Source organism: Pseudomonas sp. SO81 (assembly GCF_030374125.1).
GTDB lineage: Bacteria > Pseudomonadota > Gammaproteobacteria > Pseudomonadales > Pseudomonadaceae > Aquipseudomonas.
Genome location: NZ_CP126126.1, coordinates 1,059,963 through 1,078,073, shown reverse-complemented (window position 1 = coordinate 1,078,073; position 18,111 = coordinate 1,059,963). Strand labels below are relative to the sequence as shown.

Annotated in this window: 19 protein-coding genes; 9 read left to right on the top strand and 10 right to left on the bottom strand. The window is 66.8% G+C overall.

Annotated elements, in window-relative coordinates; all coding sequences use genetic code 11:
- Positions 1 to 82: 82 nt before the first annotated feature.
- The gene (locus OH686_RS05170; RefSeq protein ID WP_289536600.1) at positions 83 to 367 is read left to right on the top strand and encodes a hypothetical protein; all 285 of its coding nucleotides are present in this window, start codon (positions 83 to 85) and stop codon (positions 365 to 367) included.
- Here the strand turns inward: OH686_RS05170 and OH686_RS05165 are convergent.
- The gene (locus OH686_RS05165; protein WP_289536598.1) at positions 351 to 776 is read right to left on the bottom strand and encodes a hypothetical protein; all 426 of its coding nucleotides are present in this window, start codon (positions 774 to 776) and stop codon (positions 351 to 353) included. The genes OH686_RS05170 and OH686_RS05165 overlap by 17 nt on opposite strands.
- On the bottom strand, positions 776 to 2,812 hold the full coding sequence (locus OH686_RS05160) for a S9 family peptidase (protein WP_289536596.1): 2,037 nt from the start codon (positions 2,810 to 2,812) through the stop codon (positions 776 to 778). Before OH686_RS05160 ends, OH686_RS05165 begins: the two co-directional genes overlap by 1 nt.
- A 91-nt stretch (positions 2,813 to 2,903) precedes the next feature.
- Between OH686_RS05160 and OH686_RS05155 the strand changes: the two genes are divergently transcribed.
- From OH686_RS05155 to OH686_RS05140, 4 genes are read left to right on the top strand one after another with little or no spacing between them, the layout of a single operon-like run.
- Positions 2,904 to 3,383, top strand: a complete 480-nt coding sequence (locus tag OH686_RS05155; protein ID WP_289536595.1) for an MFS transporter — start codon at positions 2,904 to 2,906, stop codon at positions 3,381 to 3,383.
- Positions 3,384 to 3,433: 50 nt separating this feature from the next.
- Entirely contained in the window at positions 3,434 to 3,877 is a 444-nt protein-coding gene (locus tag OH686_RS05150) for an HIT family protein (RefSeq protein WP_289536594.1), read from the top strand.
- A gap of 3 nt (positions 3,878 to 3,880) precedes the next feature.
- Positions 3,881 to 4,660 carry a class II glutamine amidotransferase gene (locus tag OH686_RS05145; RefSeq protein ID WP_289536593.1) on the top strand — a complete coding sequence of 260 codons (780 nt, stop codon included), beginning with the start codon at positions 3,881 to 3,883 and terminating at the stop codon, positions 4,658 to 4,660.
- Between the two features lie 2 nt (positions 4,661 to 4,662).
- Positions 4,663 to 5,196, top strand: coding sequence for a DUF2937 family protein (locus OH686_RS05140; RefSeq protein WP_289536592.1), 534 nt, complete (start codon positions 4,663 to 4,665; stop codon positions 5,194 to 5,196).
- A gap of 40 nt (positions 5,197 to 5,236) precedes the next feature.
- Here OH686_RS05140 and OH686_RS05135 read toward each other — a convergent pair whose 3' ends face one another.
- The 5 genes from OH686_RS05135 to OH686_RS05115 all read right to left on the bottom strand — a co-directional run bounded on the left by OH686_RS05135 (position 5,237) and on the right by OH686_RS05115 (position 9,585).
- On the bottom strand, positions 5,237 to 5,731 hold the full coding sequence (locus OH686_RS05135; RefSeq protein WP_289536590.1) for a PaaI family thioesterase: 495 nt from the start codon (positions 5,729 to 5,731) through the stop codon (positions 5,237 to 5,239).
- 84 nt (positions 5,732 to 5,815) lie between these two features.
- Entirely contained in the window at positions 5,816 to 6,994 is a 1,179-nt protein-coding gene (locus tag OH686_RS05130) for a vWA domain-containing protein (protein WP_289536588.1), read from the bottom strand.
- Between the two features lie 32 nt (positions 6,995 to 7,026).
- Positions 7,027 to 7,422, bottom strand: coding sequence for a GFA family protein (locus tag OH686_RS05125; RefSeq protein ID WP_289536586.1), 396 nt, complete (start codon positions 7,420 to 7,422; stop codon positions 7,027 to 7,029).
- 73 nt (positions 7,423 to 7,495) lie between these two features.
- Positions 7,496 to 8,341 carry an AAA family ATPase gene (locus OH686_RS05120; protein ID WP_289536585.1) on the bottom strand — a complete coding sequence of 282 codons (846 nt, stop codon included), beginning with the start codon at positions 8,339 to 8,341 and terminating at the stop codon, positions 7,496 to 7,498.
- A gap of 170 nt (positions 8,342 to 8,511) precedes the next feature.
- Complete coding sequence (locus tag OH686_RS05115; RefSeq protein WP_289536584.1) at positions 8,512 to 9,585, bottom strand: DUF748 domain-containing protein; 1,074 nt, start codon at positions 9,583 to 9,585, stop codon at positions 8,512 to 8,514.
- Positions 9,586 to 9,719: 134 nt separating this feature from the next.
- Here OH686_RS05115 and cysK point away from each other — a divergent pair, with 134 nt between their 5' ends.
- Positions 9,720 to 10,694, top strand: a complete 975-nt coding sequence (gene cysK / locus OH686_RS05110) for a cysteine synthase A (protein ID WP_289536583.1) — start codon at positions 9,720 to 9,722, stop codon at positions 10,692 to 10,694.
- A 154-nt stretch (positions 10,695 to 10,848) separates the two neighbouring features.
- On the opposite strand, the gene OH686_RS05105 is transcribed toward cysK, so the two are convergent.
- The 3 genes from OH686_RS05105 to OH686_RS05095 form a co-directional block, all read right to left on the bottom strand.
- Positions 10,849 to 11,754 (bottom strand): DMT family transporter, encoded by a 906-nt coding sequence (locus OH686_RS05105; RefSeq protein ID WP_289536582.1) that lies wholly within the window; start codon positions 11,752 to 11,754, stop codon positions 10,849 to 10,851.
- Positions 11,755 to 11,893: 139 nt separating this feature from the next.
- Positions 11,894 to 12,637: a TorF family putative porin gene (locus OH686_RS05100; protein WP_289536580.1), complete on the bottom strand. Its 744-nt coding sequence runs from the start codon at positions 12,635 to 12,637 to the stop codon at positions 11,894 to 11,896.
- A gap of 94 nt (positions 12,638 to 12,731) precedes the next feature.
- Positions 12,732 to 14,486, bottom strand: coding sequence for an amidohydrolase (locus OH686_RS05095; RefSeq protein ID WP_289536578.1), 1,755 nt, complete (start codon positions 14,484 to 14,486; stop codon positions 12,732 to 12,734).
- A gap of 104 nt (positions 14,487 to 14,590) precedes the next feature.
- On the opposite strand from OH686_RS05095, the gene OH686_RS05090 reads away from it, so the two are divergent.
- From OH686_RS05090 to OH686_RS05080, 3 genes are all read left to right on the top strand, one after another.
- Positions 14,591 to 15,508, top strand: coding sequence for a LysR family transcriptional regulator (locus OH686_RS05090; protein ID WP_289536576.1), 918 nt, complete (start codon positions 14,591 to 14,593; stop codon positions 15,506 to 15,508).
- Between the two features lie 107 nt (positions 15,509 to 15,615).
- Positions 15,616 to 16,434, top strand: coding sequence for an amidohydrolase family protein (locus OH686_RS05085; RefSeq protein ID WP_289536575.1), 819 nt, complete (start codon positions 15,616 to 15,618; stop codon positions 16,432 to 16,434).
- A gap of 37 nt (positions 16,435 to 16,471) precedes the next feature.
- A complete protein-coding gene (locus OH686_RS05080) occupies positions 16,472 to 18,109 on the top strand; it encodes an AMP-binding protein (protein ID WP_289536574.1) in 1,638 nt (545 codons plus the stop codon).
- Positions 18,110 to 18,111: the final 2 nt, after the last annotated feature.

The following is an 18,111-nucleotide window of genomic DNA, read 5'->3' as shown; positions in this document are numbered from 1 at the left end:
GGGGTACCTGCGGTCGGCTGGCGAACTACTGGATGGCGAGACTGCCAGAATAGAACGAAAGCCGACATCGCTGGAGCCGCCGATGCGTCACGTATCGTTCGTTCTGATCCTGGCGCTGAGCCTCAGTGCCCAGGCCCAGCCACCGGGCCTGCCCGGCACCGCCACGCCGCAACCCTACGGCAAGCCCGAGGTGCGCAGCATCACCCCCGCACCACGCAACAGCCCGCCACTGCTGGTCAATCCCCAGCGGCCACGCACGCCCCTGTCGGCTCCGCAGGCAATACCCAAGGACAAGCCGCTGCCGCAACTGGAGACCCAGCGGCGCAGCCAGCAACAGCATCCTGCGGAATCTATCGGCAAGCCTTGAGCGGGCGCAGCGCCAGCAGGGGCAGGGCGATCGACAGCACCGCCGCCGTGTTGAGGTAGGCATGCCATAGCAGCCCGAAATACAGCGAGATCGCGCTGTCCAGCAGACACCAGACCAGCAGGGCGGCGAAGATTGCCGGCTTGATCTGGCGGTGGCCATGTTCGCGATAGAGGAACATCAGCACGCTGAACAACAGCCCCCAGCTCGCCACGGTCGGTCCGAACAGACCGACCATGGTGCGCAGCAGTGTCTGGAATTCGGCTGGCGGCGGTGTGGTGGCGACGCTGGCGTACAGGTAGGCGAAGTAGGGCTGAGTGACCGGCAGATGGGCGGCAAATGCCAGCGCAATGCCCAGCGCCACATGACCGAGGCCGACCAGCAGCAGCCAGCGATAGAGCAGGTTCTGCATCAAGCGACTCCCAGTACCTTGAGCAGGAATGCATATTCCAGCGCCACGTCCTTGAGGGCCTGATAGCGCCCGCTCATGCCGCCGTGGCCGGCGCCCAGGTCGGTCTTGAGCAGCAGCAGGTTGGCGTCGGTGCGGGTGGCGCGCAGCTTGGCCACCCACTTGGCCGCCTCCCAGTACTGCACGCGGCTGTCGTTGTAGCCGGCCACGGCGAGGATCGCCGGGTAGGCCTGGGCGCTGACGTTCTCGTAGGGCGCGTAGCCCTTGATGCGCTCGAATACCTCCGGCTGGTTCGGGTCGCCCCACTCGTCGTACTCGGTCACGGTCAGCGGCAGGTCGGGGTTCTGCATGGTGTTGAGCACGTCGACGAAGGGCACTTCGGCGATGGCGGCGGCGAACAGTTCGGGACGCTGATTGAGCACGGCGCCGATCAGCAGGCCACCGGCGCTGCCGCCGCTGATCACCAGCTGCGCTGGAGTGGTCAGGCCATCGCCGATCAGCTTCTCGGCGCAGGCGATAAAGTCGCCGAAGGTGTTCTGCTTGTGTTCCAGCTTGCCGGCACGGTACCAGGCCTCGCCCAGTTCGCCGCCGCCACGCACATGGGCGATGGCGAAGACGAAGCCGCGCTCCAGCAGGCTCAGGCGCGCATGGCTGAACCAGGGATCGAGGCTCTCGCCATAGGCGCCGTAGCCGTACAGGTAGAGCGGCGCTGGCTGGCCGGCTGCCAATACTTCCTTGCGCGCCACCAGGCTGATCGGCACCCGGGTGCCATCGGCAGCAGTGGCCCAGAGGCGACGGCTCTCGTAGGCGTCGGCATCGAACGGGCCTTCCACCGGGGTCTGCTTGAGCACTTTCTGCTCGCCGCCGGCCAGTTCCAGCTGGCGCACCTGGGCCGGGCGGTTGAGTGCCTCGTAGCGCAGGCGGATGGCCGGGCTGTGAAATTCCAGGCTGTCCTGCACATACAGGCTGTAGGCGGCGTCCGGCAACTGCACGGGATAGGGCGCGGCCGATCGCGGATGTACCTCGATAATCGGCAGGCCGCCCTCGCGCAAACTGAGGATGAAGGCGTCCTGGTTGAGGGTGACGCCCTCCAGCATGCGTCGCTCATCGTGGCCGATCAGCTCGCGCCAGTTTTCACGGGTCGGTTGTGCCTCGCTGGCGGCGTACAGGGCGAAGTTGATGCCGGCCTGGTTGCTGCGCACGAACCAGGTCCACTCGCCGTCCAGCTGACCATGGTCGACGTCGTACTCGTGATCCTCCTGGCGTGGCGCCAGGCAGCGGAACTCACCCTGCGGCGTGTTGGCATCCAGCACCCAGGCCTCGCTGGTAGTCTTGCTGCCCAGGCTCAGCACCAGTTGGCGCTCGGAGCTGCTGCGGTAGCAGCTGAGGAAGAAGCGCCCGTCGGTCTCCTCGAACACCAGCTCGGCACTTTCATCGCCGAGTCTGTGGCGATACAGGCGGTGCGGGCGATGGGTGTCGTCGAGGGTGACGAAGAACAGGGTCTGGCTATCGCCGGCCCAGGTCATCTGGCCGTCGCAGTCGTCGAACGGCAGCTCGCGTAGCGCGCCGCCGTCCAGCTCCTTGACGAACAGCCGGTAGATCTCGTCGCCGGCGGTATCCAGGCTGTAGCCGAGCAGGCGGTGGTCCGGGCTGACGGTGAAGGCGCCGAGCGACAGATAGCCGTCGCCGGCCAGGGCATTGGGGTCGAGCAGCAGCTGTTCGGCGCTGTCGTCCACCGTCAGCGAGCCATCGGCCGGGCGCGGGCAGCGGTAGTGGCGCGGGTATTCGTCGCCGGCCGTGGTGCGCTGGTAATAAAGCCACGGGCCCCAGGGCACCGGCAGGGACAGGTCGGTCTCGCGGATGCGGCCCTTGATCTCCTGGAACAGTGCCTCGCGCAGCTCGGCCTGCGCGGCCAGCTGCTGCTCCAGGTAGGCGTTCTCGGCCTTGAGGTGGTCGAGCACCTCGGCGGCGTCGCGCTGTTCCAGCCAGCGGTAGGGGTCGGAGCCGGTGTCGCGGCGGGCGATGGGGGCGTCGGTCATGATCGTTCTCGTTCGGGCGACCGCAGGGAGGTCGGGGGGCGCAAAAGCCGTTATCATAAGCGCCCCTTTGCCGGCCAAGCCACGAAACGCCATGACCGAACAAGACTATCTGCTCGCCTGGGGCATCTACGCCATCTCGGCGCTGGGCTGCCTGCTGGTGTGGTTCCGCATGACCGGCTGGATGTGGCGCTGGCTGCGCGAACCGCTGCGCGTGATCGTGGCGGTGCTGCTGCTGACGCCGACCATCGTCGATCCGGCCAAGGAACTGTTCGCGCCGGCGATCGCCATTACCGCCCTCGATCTGCTGTTCGAAGTGGGCAAGAACGCCTGGCGTGCGGTGGCCGACCTGGCCATCTACGGGCTGATTGCCCTCGGCGTGTGGCTGGCCATCGCCTTCCTGCGCTGGCCGCTGGAGCGCTGGTGGGAAAACCGCCGGGGCCCGCGTGCGGCGGCGGTGGAAGAGGACGAGCCGACCCTGCGCGAACTGATGGACCGCGAAGAACGTCCCGACGCCGATACCCGCCTGGATGCCTACGGCGACCGCCGCCTGCGCATCGAGCCGCGACTCTAGTTGCATGTAGCGGCGTGCGCTAGCATGGCCGCATGCGACAAGGAGAGCCCATGAGCTGCGTGTTCTGCGCCATCGCCGACGGCCAACTGCCGGCACACATCATTCACCAGGACGAACATTTCCTGGTGCTGCTGGATATCTTCCCGCTGCGTCCGGCCCACGTGCTGATCGTCGCCAAGGGCCATGCGCCCTTCCTCAGCGACCTGCCGTCCCAGCCGCGCGATGCCCTGCTGGCGCTGGCCGATCGCCTGGCCAAGGCGCTCTATCGCAGCGAGCCCGACGTGCTGGGCATCAACCTGCTGCTCAACGACGGCCCGGTGGCCAACCAGCATGTGCCGCACCTGCACCTGCACCTGATTCCACGCCGTAACGGCGATCTGCCGGCGCTGTGCTGGCGCATTCTCACCCGCTTCCTGCCGCTCGGACGCAAGCGGATCGAGGCGCGCCTGGCCCGCGAGGCCGAGCGATTGCGCGCGGCGCTGCAGGAGGCCTGAGCCATGTGCGAGCTGCTCGGCATGAGTGCCAACGTGCCCACCGACATCGTGTTCAGCTTCACCGGGCTGATGCAGCGCGGTGGCGGCACCGGTCCGCATCGCGATGGCTGGGGCATCGCCTTCTACGAGGGGCGAGGGCTGCGCCTGTTCCAGGACCCGGCGGCCAGCGTCGGCTCGGAAGTGGCCAAGCTGGTGCAGCGCTACCCGATCAAGAGCGAGACGGTGATCGGCCATATCCGCCAGGCCAACGTCGGCCGGGTATGCCTGGCCAACACCCATCCGTTCGTGCGCGAACTGTGGGGGCGCAACTGGTGCTTCGCCCACAACGGCCAGCTGAGCGACTTCGCGCCGAGCTTCGACTTCTACCGCCCGGTCGGCGATACCGACAGCGAGGCGGCCTTCTGCGACCTGCTCAACCGCGTGCGCGGCGCCTTCCCCGAGCCGGTGCCGGTGGAGGTGCTGCTGCCGGTGCTGATCCAGGCGGCCCAGGACTACCGCGGCAAGGGCGTGTTCAACTGCCTGCTCAGCGATGGCGACTGGCTGTTCTGCTTCTGCTCCACCAAGCTGGCGCAGATCACCCGCCGTGCCCCCTTCGGCCCGGCGCGGCTGAAGGATGCGGACCTGACCGTGGACTTCCAGGCGGAAACCACGCCGAACGATGTGGTGACGGTGATCGCCACCGAGCCATTGACCGATAACGAGCGCTGGAACCTGTTCCAGCCGGGGGAGTGGAGCCTGTGGCGCCGCGGCGAGCGCGTCGCCCATGGGCAGATGGGGGATTGAGGATGTTCAGGGGTTACTTGCGTCTTGTGGTATTCGCCTTCGGCCTGCTGGTCGGCGTGCAGGTGCCGGGCTTCGTCGACGACTACGCCAAGCGCGTGGCCGCCCACCGCGCCGAGTCCGAGGAGAGCCTGCTGGGCTTCCGCGAGACCGCGGCGAAGTTCTTCAACGGCGACCTCAATGCCCTGGTGGCCCACTACCGGGCCAGCACCGACGAGGTGATGCGCAGCGATGCCGACAGCATCGGCCATCTGGTGACCCGCGCCGAGCTGCTGGAGGGCGAGTGGCTGGCCATGCAGGGCCCCTGGTATGCGCAGGTCTGGCACCTGGCGACCGACGCCGATCAGGCCCTGTTGCAGGAAACCTACGACGCCTACACCTACCAGGTGCTGCTGGCGCCCCAGGCGATCTACTGGGGGCTCGGCGTGGGGCTGGTACTGGCCTGGCTGGCCGAACTGATCGCCCTGGGCCTCGGCTGGACCCTCGGCATCGGCCGCAAGCACAAGCCGATCGCCTACGAGAAGCGCCACTGGCGCTAATAAAAAAGGCCCCGCGAGGGGCCTTTTTGTTGGGCGACGCTCAGGTTTCCTTGCCGTGGGCCTGGGTCGCCAGCTGGCTGGTGTCCACGCGCACGAAGACCGAGTCGCCAATAGCGGTCAGCACATCGCCCGCATACACCTCGCAGATCACCCGGGTCTTGCGCCCCGGCTCGCCGTCGATGCGGGCGCGCAGCTGCAGCGGCACGCCCATGGGCGTCGGCTTGATGAACTTGATGCCGAGGTTGCCGGTGACGCACTCGATGCGCGGCAGGCTGCCGGGCTCGCGACCTTCGGCGCGGTAGTGGTAGGCCATGGCGGCCCAGTTCGAGTGGCAGTCCACCAGCATGGCGATTAGCCCGCCGTAGACCAGCTCCGGCCAGCCGCAGTGCATGGGATCGGGCAGGTGCTCGGCCACCACGTGCACACCGTCTTCGTGCCAGCGGCTCTTGATGTGCAGGCCATGGGGATTGCGGCTGCCACAGCCGTAACAGACGCCGTCCGGTGCGGCGGCGTCCTGCAGGGAAAGGTGTTGCATGATCGGCTCGTTGCGAAGGGATAACGCGCCAAGCCTAACGGCTTTCGCCCCAAAGCAGAACGGGCCCGCCGGGCCCGTTCGTGGTCACTTGGAGAGGAAGCGCATGCCTTCCTCCAGCCCCCGCAGCGTCAGCGGGTGCATCTGATCATTGATCAGCTCGCGGACGATATTGGTGGAGGCCGTGTAGTTCCAGGCGTCCTTGGGGTAGGGGTTGATCCAGATGAGCTTCTTGTACTTCTCCATGAAGCGCTTCATCCACACGTAGCCGGCTTCCTCGTTCCAGTGCTCCACACTGCCGCCGGGCTGGGTGATCTCGTAGGGTGCCATGGCGGCGTCGCCGACGAAGATCACCTTGTAGTCCGGGCCGTACTTGTGCAGCAGGTCGAGGGTGGAGAAGCGCTCGCTGGTGCGGCGCAGGTTGTTCTTCCACACGCTCTCGTAGACAAAGTTGTGGAAGTAGAAGTATTCGAGGTGCTTGAACTCGGTCTTGCACGCCGAGAACAGCTCCTCGCAGACCTTGATGTGCGCGTCCATCGAGCCGCCGATGTCGAACAGCAGCAACAGCTTCACCGTGTTGCGCCGTTCCGGGCGCATCTGGATGTTGAGCAGGCCGCCGTCCTTGGCCGTGTGGTCGATGGTGCCGCCGAGGTCGAACTCCTCCGCGGCGCCCTCGCGGGCGAACTTGCGCAGGCGGCGCAGGGCCACCTTGATGTTGCGCGTGCCCAGCTCGACCTGGTCATCGAGGTTCTTGTACTCGCGCTGGTCCCACACCTTGGCGGCCTTGCCCTGGCGCTTGCCGGCGTCGCCGACGCGGATGCCTTCCGGGTTGTAGCCGCCGGAGCCGAAGGGGCTGGTGCCGCCGGTGCCGATCCAGCGGTTGCCGCCGGCGTGGCGTTCCTTCTGCTCCTCGAGGCGTTTCTTGAACTCCTCGATCAGCTTGTCCAGGCCGCCGAGGGACTGGATCTGCGCGCGCTCTTCGTCGGTCAGGTGGCGTTCGAATTCCTTGCGCAGCCATTCATCGGGGATCATGGTCTCGAGGAAGTCGTCGAGCTTCTCCAGGCCCTTGAAGTAGGCGGCGAAGGCGCGGTCGAACTTGTCGAAGTGGCGCTCGTCCTTGACCATCACCGTGCGGGCGAGGAAGTAGAACTCGTCCATATCGGCGAAGATCACGTGCTGTTTCAGCGCGTTGATCAGGTCGAGCAGCTCGCGCACCGAGACCGGGACCTTGGCCGCGCGCATTTCGTTGAACAGGTTGAGCAGCATGGCTGCACCCTCGTCTGTTTATCTGTGAGGCCTCAGGAGCTTCGTTCCTGGGGCAGGCCGTCGGCGATGGCGTACCAGTCGGCCTTGGATTCGCAATAGATGTGCTTCTGCGGCACCTCGCCCAGCGGCGTGTCCAGCGTGCCCAGGGCGATGCCGACCGTTTCCGGGTTGGCGTGGTCGCTGTACCACTGCAGGGTGGCGCCGCACTGCCGGCAGAAGGTGCGGGTCACGCCGGGGGAGGAGTGGTGGCGGGCTACCGAGTCCTCGCCGGCGGTCCAGCGGAAGCTGCTCCAGGGCACGTTGCCGTAGCTGCCGAACGCCGCGCCATGGCCCTTGCGGCACTGGCTGCAATGGCAATGGCTGGCGGATTCGATGGGCGCATCGAGCTGGTACTTCACTGCACCGCACAGGCAGCTGCCGCTATGCATGCTGGATACCTCTTGCGTGGGCTGGGCTTCCCTCACCCCGGCCCTCTCCCGGAGGGAGAGGGGGACGAGGTCGTCAGCGACTGGCGCGGCGGCTCATGAAGGCCAGGCGCTCGAGCAGCTGCACGTCCTGCTCGTTCTTCACCAGGGCGCCGGCCAGCGGCGGGATGGCCTTGGTCGGATCGCGTTCGCGCAGCACGGCTTCGCCGATATTGTCGGCCATCAGCAGCTTCAGCCAGTCGACCAGTTCGCTGGTGGACGGCTTCTTCTTCAGGCCCGGCACCTTGCGCACGTCGAAGAACACGTCGAGGGCCTCGGCCACCAGCTCGCCGCTGATGTTCGGGTAGTGCACGTCGACGATCTGCTTGAGGGTGTCGCGATCCGGGAAGGCGATGTAGTGGAAGAAGCAGCGGCGCAGGAAGGCGTCCGGCAGCTCCTTCTCGTTGTTCGAGGTGATGATGATGATCGGGCGCTGCTTGGCCTTGATCGTCTCGTTGGTCTCGTAAACGTAGAACTCCATCTTGTCGAGTTCTTGCAGCAGGTCGTTGGGGAACTCGATGTCGGCCTTGTCGATCTCGTCGATCAGCAGGATCACGCGCTCCTCGGACTCGAAGGCCTCCCACAGCTTGCCCTTCTTGATGTAGTTGCGAACGTCGTGGACCTTCTCCGAGTTCAGCTGCGAGTCGCGCAGGCGGCTGACCGCGTCGTACTCGTACAGACCCTGGTGGGCCTTGGTGGTGGACTTGATGTGCCAGGTGATCAGCTTGGCGCCGAAGGCGGCGGACAGTTGCTCGGCCAGCATGGTCTTGCCGGTGCCCGGCTCGCCCTTGACCAGCAGCGGGCGCTGCAGGGTGATGGCGGCGTTGACCGCGAGCTTGAGGTCGTCGGTGGCGACGTAGGACTGGGTGCCTTCGAACTTCATCTGCAAATCCTCGAACGACCGCGCCACGGGGCGCTGCCGGCTGGTTCGGTAGTGACTGAAGGCCCGACTATAACGCGCGCGGCGGTGGACTGTGAACGCAGACGCGCCATTCAGTCACTGAATGGCGGGTCAGGCCGATATCGGCTGCGAAATTGGCGGGATTGCCCTGTTCACTGTTCCGGCGGGGCGTTCTCGTAGCGGGCATTGAACGCCTGGACGAAGCCGTTGCGCAGGATGGCGATGAAGGCCTGGAAGGGGCTGACATCCTGGTCCCTGACGCTGCCCGACAGCTCCACGCGAGTGGCGAACTGGTTCTTCTGCTGGTTCTTCAGCAGCGTTTCGCTGCCGCCGACCAGTGCCTCCCAGATCGAGCGGAACAGGCTCTTGTCCTCGGCCTGCACGTCCTGCCGCCAGTTGAACACGTCGACATTGCGCAGCAGTGGCTTGATATAGCCGCTGAGCACGCCTTCGTCGGCCGTGGCCTCGATCACGATGTCGCCGCTGCCGGCGTTGAAGTCGAATTTGCCGTAGGCACCGGAGAAGTCGTTGAGCCGGCGCAGCTCGACGTCGGTGGCGCGCACGCGGAATTCGAAGTCCTCGAAGTTCTCGAACGGATCGAACACCGCCGTGGCCTCCAGCGGTGCGTGGTCGAGCAGCAGGGCATGGCCCTCGAAGCGCGCCACCCGCTCACCGTGTTCGTCGGCGACATTGGTCAGGTTGTACAGGCTGGCGTTGACGTCGCTGGCCTGCAGGTCCACCGGCGGCTGCGAAGTGAAGTTGCGGAAGGTGATGCGGCCGTTGACCACGCGGATCTCGTCGAGGGTGATCGGCAGCAGCTTTTCCAGCTGGGCGCGCCAGTCCACGCCGGCACCGGTCTGGGTGTCCTCGGGGCGCTCACCGCCATCGACGAAGTTCAGCTCGGGGCTCTCGAACAACACCCGTGCGACCACGCCGTGGTCGTACCACAGGGCATGCCAGCTCACCGCCAGGTCGATGGCCGGGGCGTCCAGCAGCGGCACCGGCACGTCGCCGTCGACTTTGACGATCTGCAGGCCGTTGATCTGGTAGGCGCCGCGCCACCAGGCCAGGTCCACGTCGGCGACCTGGCCGCGGTAATCGCCCATGTCCGCCAGTTTGTCGTTGAGGTAGTCGCGGACCAGATAGGGCAGGGTCAGGTGCAGGACCAGCAGCAGGGCGAGCAGTCCGAGCGCTATATAGAGGGGCAGGCTGTAGCGGCGTTTCATCTTGGCGTCCGTCGCAGCGGTGGTTTTTCGATGGACTGCCCAACGTGGCGCGGAGTTCGACCCGTCTGCGCTGGACGATCCGGGCGGCCGGGCTTAGGCTGATTGGCCTCGGTTTTCGACAAGGACAAAGGATCATGAGCCGCATCTATTCCGACAACGCCCAGTCCATCGGCAACACTCCACTGGTGCAGATCAACCGCCTGGGTCCCAAGGGCGTGACCATCCTGGCCAAGATCGAGGGGCGCAACCCCGGTTATTCGGTGAAGTGCCGGATCGGCGCCAACATGATCTGGGACGCCGAATCCCGCGGCCTGCTCAAGCCGGGTATGACCCTGGTCGAGCCGACCTCCGGCAACACCGGTATCGGCCTGGCCTTCGTCGCCGCCGCCCGTGGCTACAAGCTGATCCTGACCATGCCGGCCTCCATGAGCCTGGAGCGGCGCAAGGTGCTCAAGGCCCTGGGCGCCGAACTGGTGCTGACCGAACCGGCCAAGGGCATGAAGGGCGCCATCGAGAAGGCCAACGAGATCGCCTCCTCCGACCCGAGCAAGTACTTCCTGCCGGGGCAGTTCGACAACCCGGCGAACCCGGCCATCCACGAGAAGACCACCGGCCCGGAGATCTGGAACGACACCGACGGCGCGGTGGATGTGCTGGTGGCCGGCGTCGGCACCGGCGGCACCATCACCGGCGTGTCGCGCTACATCAAGAACAGCCGGCACAAGCCGATCCTCTCGGTGGCCGTGGAGCCGATCGCCTCGCCGGTGATCAGCCAGACCATGGCCGGCGAGGAGGTCAAGCCGAGCCCGCACAAGATCCAGGGCATCGGCGCCGGCTTCGTGCCGAAGAACCTCGACCTGTCCATCGTCGACCGTGTCGAGCAGGTCGGCGACGACGAGTCCAAGGCCATGGCCCTGCGCCTGATGCAGGAGGAGGGCATCCTCTGCGGCATTTCCTGCGGCGCCGCCATGGTCGCCGCCGTGCGCCTGGCCGAGAAGCCGGAAATGCAGGGCAAGACCATCGTGGTGATCCTGCCGGACTCGGGTGAGCGCTACCTGTCGAGCATGCTGTTCAGCGACATGTTCACCGAGCAGGAGCTGCAGCAATAGGACGGCTGTAGAAAAGCCGCCTTCGGGCGGCTTTTTTGTACACCCCTCTCCCTTTGGGAGAGGGGAGAGGGGCGGGGGGCGAGGGTGCAACAGACGGCTCGGAGCTGCCCGCAAGACCCTCACCCTAGCCCTCTCCCAGGGGGAGAGGGGACTACTAGGCCTTGACCGGCGCCGCTCCTGGCTCGGTCGGCCGCACCACCAGCCACAAGGCCACGGCGATCAGCGCGCAGCCCGGCAGATAGGCCCAGCTCAGTGGTTCGCCCAGCAACAGCGCGCCCCACAGCACGCCGAACGGCGGGATCAGGAAGGTGGTGGTGGAGGCCTTGATCGGGCCGATGTCGGCCAGCAGGCGGAAGTACAGGACATAGGCGAAGGCGGTGCAGACCAGGCCCAGCGCGGCCAGCGACAGCCACACTTCGGGCCCGCCCCAGCTGGTCGGCATCTGCCAGGCCAGGCTGCCGGCCAGCAGCGGCAGCTGGAACAGGCTGGCACCGACCAGGCTGGCGAAGGCGGTGAGGCGGTTGTCCAGGCCGCCCTGCTGGCCTATCCAGCGGCGGGTTAGGAAGCCGGCGAAGCCGTAGCAGATGGTCGCCACCAGGCAGGCCGCGGCCCCCAGCAGCAGCGGCAGGTCGAAGGCCACCGGGCCGGTGCGGGTCAGTACCGCCACGCCGAACAGGCCCAGCGCCACGCCGGCGGCCTTGCTCGGGGTCATCGCCTCGCTGAAGAACAGCGCGCCGATCAGCACGCCCATCAGCGGCGTGGTGGCGTTGAAGATCGATGAATAGCCGGCCGGCAGCACCAGCGCCGCCAGGCAGTACATCACCGAAGGCAGGCCGGCGTTGATCACGCCCAGCACCAGGCAGGCCCTGAATTTGCCGCGGAAGTCCCACACCGGGCGCAGTACCAGCAGCATGGCCAGCAGGCCGAGGGCGCCGAGGCTGGCGCGGAAGAAGGCGGTGGGCAGGCTGCCCAGTACCGGTACGGTGATGCGCATGAACAGGAAGCTGGCGCCCCAGATGGCAGCGAGCAGCAGCAGGCGGAACAGGTCGGCGGGTCTCATGGAGCGGCTCCAGGCAGGAGCAGCCAGCTTACGCCGCCGCCCGCGTGGCGCAATCCGCAGCTGACTTTCAAATCGACCATACAGTTGCAGTAGGGCGGGTGAGGCAATGCGCGGATTTCACCCGCCCTACGTTCGAGGTTCAGAGGGTCTTGCTGGCGCTGACCACCAGATCGGCGCCGCACAGGTCGTCATAACCCATGAAGCTCAGGCACTCGGCGTCGGACAGGTCGGTGTCGACGTAGCTGACGCCCCAGGTGATGCCGGCCAGCTCGCGGCTGAGCGAGACCTGCCAGTTGTCGTAGTCCTCGCGCGAGTCGCTGTAGTCGGCGTTGAAGAACACCCCGTCCTTGTAGTCGACGTTCTCCCAGCGCAGCTCCAGACCGATCTCCAGCGGTAGCTGGGTGCGGTAGCCGGCGTATTTGCTGAAGGCGGTCTGGTCGGTGTCGTGGGAGTGCTTGCCGCCGACGAAGAAGCCGTAGGCCTCCAGGGTCAGGTAGATGTCGCTGCCGTTGAACTGGCTCTCGCCGGGGAAGGTGTAGCGGTTGTAGTAGCCGTCCAGGCTGATGGCGTCGGTGATCTGCCAGTAGTAGCCGAGGTAGTAGTCGATCTCCTGGCGGGTGCCGAAACGGTCGTCGTTCTCCCAGTCATGGCCGAAGTCGACGTTGCTGGTCCACACCCCGGCGTACAGGCCGCTGGCATGGCTGAGCATCAGGTCGAGCTGGGCGGCGGGGTCGCCCATGGTCTGCGAGATGCCGCTGTTGCGGTAGTCGCTGTAGATGCCCGGGGTAATGGCCAGGGAGAACTGATCGTTGAGCTCGATGGCCTGGGCCTGCAGGGCACAGCCGGCCAGGAGGGCCAGGGTGAGGTGGCGGTGGATGCGCATGGAATAGCCTTGTGTTGTGGTTATTAGGTCGGCAGTTCGGGCGAGCCGCCCCGCCGTGCTGCCTGAGGCGCACGGTGGGGCGGCGGGGTGGGGCTTATTGGAGTTGGGCGGTGGTGGCGGTCGGCGCCTGGTACACCGGCTTGCCGGCGAACCAGGTCTGCAGCACCTTGGTCTCGAACAGCGCCGCGTCGTCGACCTTGAACACGTCGCGGTCGAGCACGATCAGGTCGGCCTGCTTGCCCGGTGCCAGGGAGCCGATGCGGTCGTCCAGGCGCAGGGTCTTGGCGGCGTTGATGGTGTAGGCACGCAGCATGGTCTCGCGGTCGATGCTCTCGGCGGCGTTGAGCACGCCGAGCGGGCCCTTGCGGGTGCTGGCCTGGGCGATGGCGTTCCACGGGTTGGGGCTGGACACCGGCCAGTCGCTGGCCCCGGCGATGATGGCGCCGGCCTTGTGCAGCGAGCGCGCCGGGTACTGGAAGCGATAGGCGTAGGCGCTGACATAGGGCTTCACCAGCTCCTCGGTGTAGCTCTCCGCCGTGGCCCACAGCAGCTGCATGGAGGCGATCACGCCGAGCTGCTTGAAGCGCGGGAACTCCTTCGGATTGACCAGCTGCAGGTGGCTGATGCTGTGCGGCACCGGCGCCTGGCTGAGGCCGCGGGCGTACTGCACGGCGTTCAGCGATTCGCGCACGGCGCGGTCGCCGACGGCGTGCATGTGCACGATCCAGCCGCGCTGCTCGGCGGCCGCCACCAGCGGACCGAAGCCCTTGGGATCGATCAGCAGCTGACCCTGCTTGTGGCTGTTGGTGTAGGGGTCGATCACCGCGGCGGTCTGTCCCGGGTATTCGAGGATGCCGTCGACGAACACCTTGAGGCCGGGGAAGGTCAGGTTGGGCACGCCGGCGAACTGGCGCATCACGTCGGCCTGCACCGCCAGGTCCTCGGGCTTGCTCTGCGGATGGGTCAGCAGCAGGGCGGCCACATGTACGTTCAGTTCGCCCTTCTCGGCCAGCGCACGGTACAGCGGCAGCACGCCGAGGTCCTTGGTGGTCGGGCGCATCTCGAACAGCGACTGCTCGCCGCCGCCGTTGGCCGCGGCGTCCATCCAGCCGGTTACTCCGACCTCCAGGTTGATCCGCACCGCTTCGCGGGCGGCCTTCAGCATCATCTCTTCAGAGGGCTTGGGCAGCTGACTGCGCACCCGGTCCCAGCCGGTTTCGCTGAGGTAGCCGGTGGGCGTCAGATCCTGCTCGTGTTCGATATAGCTGGCCTCTTTCTCATCGAGGGTCTTGATCAGCGCGGCATCGATGCCAACCCGGCGCAACATGGCCTGGTTGGCCCAGCCGGTGTGGCCGTCGATGCCGTCGAGCACCAGCGGCTGCTCTGCCCAGCGGCCCTGGTTGAAGCGCTTGGCCAGCGCGCGGCTGTCTCTCCAGTAGGCCGAGCTGGCGCCGGAGATCACCACGATGTCGCCCAGGCGCGCGGTGCCGGCGGCGTCCTGTTCGATGATCCACTGTTCCAGTGCGGCCAGTGGCTTGACCTCGTCGTACAGGTTGGCGCGCAGGCTGGCCAGGGCGCCCATCACCGGGTGGCTGTGGGTGTCGATCATGCCGGGCATCAGCACCTTGCCGGCCAGGTCGACGCGGCGGGTATCGGCATCGGCCAGGGCGAGGATCTGTGCATCGCTGCCGACCTCGAGGATCTTGCCGTCTTCCACCGCCACGGCCTGGGCGCGTGGCTGGCCGGACTCGGCGGTGAATACCTGGCCGTTGAACAGGATCAGGTCGGCGGCGGCCATGGCTTCCATCGAGGAAAAAGCCAGTGCGCTCGCCAGTAGTGCTCTTTTCATGATGCCCCCTTGTTTTTATTGATCTGGCGGCGAGACTAGCGAAAGCACGCCGGTGGCAGAACGCCACCATTGCGCACAAGCTTTTTGCCGATAAGGAAAAACTCATGGACAAGCTCGGGGCCCTGTCGATGTTCGTTGCCGCGGCCGAACAGGGCAGCTTCAGCCGCGCCGCCGAACTGCTGGGCAAGACGCCCTCGGCCCTGACCAAGGCGGTCGGCCACCTGGAGCGTGAGCTCGGCGCGCTGCTGTTCGAGCGCAGCACCCGGCGCATCGTGCTGACCGAGGTCGGGCGCCTCTACCTGGACACCGCGCGCCAGGTGCTGCAGCGCCTGCACGAGGCCGGCGAGGAGATCGACCAGTTGCAGCACGGCCTGCACGGCAGCCTGCGGCTGACCGCGCCGCTGGCCTTCGGCCGCGCCTTCCTCGACGAAGTGTGTGCCGGCTTCCTCGCCGAATACCCGCAGCTGCGCCTGCGGGTGGACCTGTGCGACGACTTCGTCGACCTGGTCGAGGCTGGTTACGACCTGGCCCTGCGCGAGGGCCCCAGCGACCTGCCGGGGCTGATCGCCCGGGTGGTCGGCAAGAACCGCATCTACCTCTGCGCCAGCCCCGACTATCTGGCGCGCAACCCGCAGCCACTGACCCCGCAGACCATGGAGCAGCACGACTGGCTGATGTACGCGCACCCGGCACTGGGCCGCGAGGGCTGGTGGGTGGAGCAGGACGGCCGGCGCATCTGCCTGCCGCATCCGCGGCGGGTACGCCTGGAGAGCGACAACTATGACCTGCTGCTGGCCAACGCCGTGGCCGGCCTCGGCGTGCTGCACACGCCGCAGTGGAGCGTCGCTCCGTTGCTGGAGCAGGGCCGCCTGGTGCGGGTGATGGAGGGGTACCGGATCGACCCGGATGCCTTCGGTGCCGACATCCTTGCCGTCTACCCCAGCCACCGCCGCGCCACCGGCAAGGTGCAGGCGTTCATCGATTACCTGCAGCGCTTTCTCGGCGAACGCGGCTTCGCCTGAGCCAGGCGCTGAGCATTGGGGTCAATCGCCCCGAGCACTTGGGTCATTGAGGGGCGGGGAGGGCCGGCCTAACCTGCGGCGATCGCCAATGGAACGCGGAGCTACGGATGAACGCCATCGATGCCTGGGCCCAGCCCGCCAACGGCCGTCTGCGCCAGACCATGCCCGAGGTCGCGCGATTGTTCGAGAAGTCCGGCAGCGGCCATCTGCTCGACCAGGCGCTGAGCCCGGATCAGACCGTGGCGCACATGGACGAGGCTGGCGTCGACAGACTGATGCTGGCCGCCTGGTGCCGCCCCGAGGGCTGGGTGTTCAGCAACGACGAGATCGCCGAATACACCCGCGCCTACCCGCAGCGCTTCGTCGGCGTGGCCACGGTGGACCTGAGCAAGCCGCTGGCCGCCGTGCGCGAGCTGGAGCGGGCGGTGCTGGAGCTGGGCTGCAAGGCCCTGCGCATCGTGCCCTGGCTATGGCAGCTGCCGCCCAACCATCGCCTGTACTACCCGCTGTACGTGAAGTGCATCGAGCTGGACATCCCGTTCTGCACCCAGGTCGGCCACACCGGCCCGCTGATGCCCTCCGAAACCGGCCGCCCGGTGCCTTACCTGGACGAGGTGGCGCTGGACTTTCCCGAGCTGCGCATCGTCGCCGGCCATATCGGCCATCCCTGGACCGACGAGATGATCGGTGTGGCCTGGAAACACGACAACGTCTATATCGATACCTCGGCCTACCTGCCGCGCTACTACCCGCAGCAGCTGCTGCAATTCATGCAGAGCTACGGGGCGGACAAGGTGCTGTTCGGCAGCAATTTCCCGCAGCTGTCGCTGAGTCGCTGCATGACCCAGGTCAAGGAGCTGGGGCTGAGCGCGGCAGTCGAAGCCAAGTTCCTGCATGACAACGCCCGGCGCGTATTCAAGCTGTAAGAGTCGCTCCCAGAACAATAAAAAAAGAGAGCCCCGCATGACCGAACAACTGCCGCTGCAACGCTTCCAGCACTGGGTTGAGCAGTGCCCCGACAAGGTCTGGCTGCGCCAGCCGGTGGCCGGCGTCTGGCACGACTTCACCTGGCGCCAGGTCGATGACCAGGCCCGGCGCCTGGCCGCCGGCCTGCTCGCCCTGGGCAGCGCGCCCGGCGACCGGGTGGCGATCCTGGCGAAGAACTGCGCCGAGTGGTTCATCAGCGACCTGGCGATCATGCTCGCCGGGCTGGTCAGCGTGCCGCTGTATCCTCTGCAGGCCGCCGACAGCATCGCCTATGTGCTGGGGCACGCCGAGTGCAAGGCGATCATCCTCGGCAAGCTGGACGAACCGGAGAAGCTCGAGGCCGGCATCGGCCCGCAGATCACGCGCATCGCCATGCCTTATCCGACCCTGCGTGCCGACCACCAGTGGCACGAGCTGCAGGCCTATCCGCCGCTGCAGAACGCCCACCAGCAGCAGGGCGACGACCTGCTGAGCATCCTCTACACCTCGGGCACCACCGGCCAGCCCAAGGGCGTGATGCTCTCGGCCCGGGCCATGGGGTATTCCGGGGCTCATGCGACGGCCGAGATGGGCATCGGCCCGGACGATCAGTTCTTCTCCTACCTGCCGCTGTCGCATGCCGCCGAGCGCTTCCTGGTGCAGTTCAGCAGCCTGTACAGCGGCGCCGGCGTGGCTTTCGTCGAGTCGCTGGAGACCTTTGCCAGCGACTTGCGGTACGTCCGCCCGACCGTCTTCTTCTCCGTGCCGCGCCTGTGGACACGCTTCCAGCAGGGCGTGCTGGAGCGCATACCGGCAGCCAGGCTCGACCTGCTGCTGCGCATTCCGCTGCTGGGTCGGCTGGTGGCCGGCAAGCTGCGCGCCGGCCTGGGGCTGGATCGCGCGCGCATCCTGGTATCCGGCGCGGCGGCCATTTCCACGGGCCTGCTCGAGTGGTACCAGCGTATTGGCCTGACTCTCTGCGAGGGCTATGGCATGACCGAGCACTTTGCCTACGGCTGCTTCAATCGTCCTGGCCAGGTGCGCCTGGGGTCGGTCGGGCGGCCGATGCCGGGGCTGGAGCTGCGCCTCGACGAGTCCGGCGAGATCCTGTTTCGCAGCGCTACTCTGATGCAGGGCTATTACCGTGATCCGGAGAAAACCGCAGAGGCCCTCAGGGATGGCTGGCTGCACACCGGCGACAAGGGAGTGCTGGATGCCGACGGCTATCTGCGCATCACCGGACGTGTGAAGGACATCTTCAAGACCAGCAAGGGTAAGTACGTGGCTCCGGCGCCGATCGAGGGCGAAATCGCCAAGAACAGCTGGGTGGAACAGGTCTGCCTGATGGGCAGCAACCTGGACCAGCCGCTGGCGCTGATCGAGCTGTCGCCGGCCGCCCGCGCCCAGCCGCGCGAAAGGGTGGCCGCCGATCTGCAGGCCACCCTGCACAGCCTCAACGCCACCCTGCAGCCCCACGAACGCCTGAGCCACCTGCTGCTGGTGCAGGACAGCTGGACCGTGGACAACGGCTGCATGACCCCGACCATGAAAATCCGCCGCAACGTGCTGGAGGCGCGCTATGCCGAGTGCGTCGCCCGCCTGCCAGCCGAATCCTCTCTGCACTGGGAAAACTGAAC

Excerpts from the sequence above, each read along its gene's own strand:
- OH686_RS05170 (WP_289536600.1), top strand. The coding sequence starts at position 83 with ATGCGTCACGTATCGTTCGTTCTGATCCTGGCGCTGAGCCTCAGTGCC.
- OH686_RS05165 (WP_289536598.1), bottom strand. The coding sequence starts at position 776 with ATGCAGAACCTGCTCTATCGCTGGCTGCTGCTGGTCGGCCTCGGTCAT.
- OH686_RS05160 (WP_289536596.1), bottom strand. The coding sequence starts at position 2,812 with ATGACCGACGCCCCCATCGCCCGCCGCGACACCGGCTCCGACCCCTAC.
- OH686_RS05155 (WP_289536595.1), top strand. The coding sequence starts at position 2,904 with ATGACCGAACAAGACTATCTGCTCGCCTGGGGCATCTACGCCATCTCG.
- OH686_RS05150 (WP_289536594.1), top strand. The coding sequence starts at position 3,434 with ATGAGCTGCGTGTTCTGCGCCATCGCCGACGGCCAACTGCCGGCACAC.
- OH686_RS05145 (WP_289536593.1), top strand. The coding sequence starts at position 3,881 with ATGTGCGAGCTGCTCGGCATGAGTGCCAACGTGCCCACCGACATCGTG.
- OH686_RS05140 (WP_289536592.1), top strand. The coding sequence starts at position 4,663 with ATGTTCAGGGGTTACTTGCGTCTTGTGGTATTCGCCTTCGGCCTGCTG.
- OH686_RS05135 (WP_289536590.1), bottom strand. The coding sequence starts at position 5,731 with ATGCAACACCTTTCCCTGCAGGACGCCGCCGCACCGGACGGCGTCTGT.
- OH686_RS05130 (WP_289536588.1), bottom strand. The coding sequence starts at position 6,994 with ATGCTGCTCAACCTGTTCAACGAAATGCGCGCGGCCAAGGTCCCGGTC.
- OH686_RS05125 (WP_289536586.1), bottom strand. The coding sequence starts at position 7,422 with ATGCATAGCGGCAGCTGCCTGTGCGGTGCAGTGAAGTACCAGCTCGAT.
- OH686_RS05120 (WP_289536585.1), bottom strand. The coding sequence starts at position 8,341 with ATGAAGTTCGAAGGCACCCAGTCCTACGTCGCCACCGACGACCTCAAG.
- OH686_RS05115 (WP_289536584.1), bottom strand. The coding sequence starts at position 9,585 with ATGAAACGCCGCTACAGCCTGCCCCTCTATATAGCGCTCGGACTGCTC.
- cysK (WP_289536583.1), top strand. The coding sequence starts at position 9,720 with ATGAGCCGCATCTATTCCGACAACGCCCAGTCCATCGGCAACACTCCA.
- OH686_RS05105 (WP_289536582.1), bottom strand. The coding sequence starts at position 11,754 with ATGAGACCCGCCGACCTGTTCCGCCTGCTGCTGCTCGCTGCCATCTGG.
- OH686_RS05100 (WP_289536580.1), bottom strand. The coding sequence starts at position 12,637 with ATGCGCATCCACCGCCACCTCACCCTGGCCCTCCTGGCCGGCTGTGCC.
- OH686_RS05095 (WP_289536578.1), bottom strand. The coding sequence starts at position 14,486 with ATGAAAAGAGCACTACTGGCGAGCGCACTGGCTTTTTCCTCGATGGAA.
- OH686_RS05090 (WP_289536576.1), top strand. The coding sequence starts at position 14,591 with ATGGACAAGCTCGGGGCCCTGTCGATGTTCGTTGCCGCGGCCGAACAG.
- OH686_RS05085 (WP_289536575.1), top strand. The coding sequence starts at position 15,616 with ATGAACGCCATCGATGCCTGGGCCCAGCCCGCCAACGGCCGTCTGCGC.
- OH686_RS05080 (WP_289536574.1), top strand. The coding sequence starts at position 16,472 with ATGACCGAACAACTGCCGCTGCAACGCTTCCAGCACTGGGTTGAGCAG.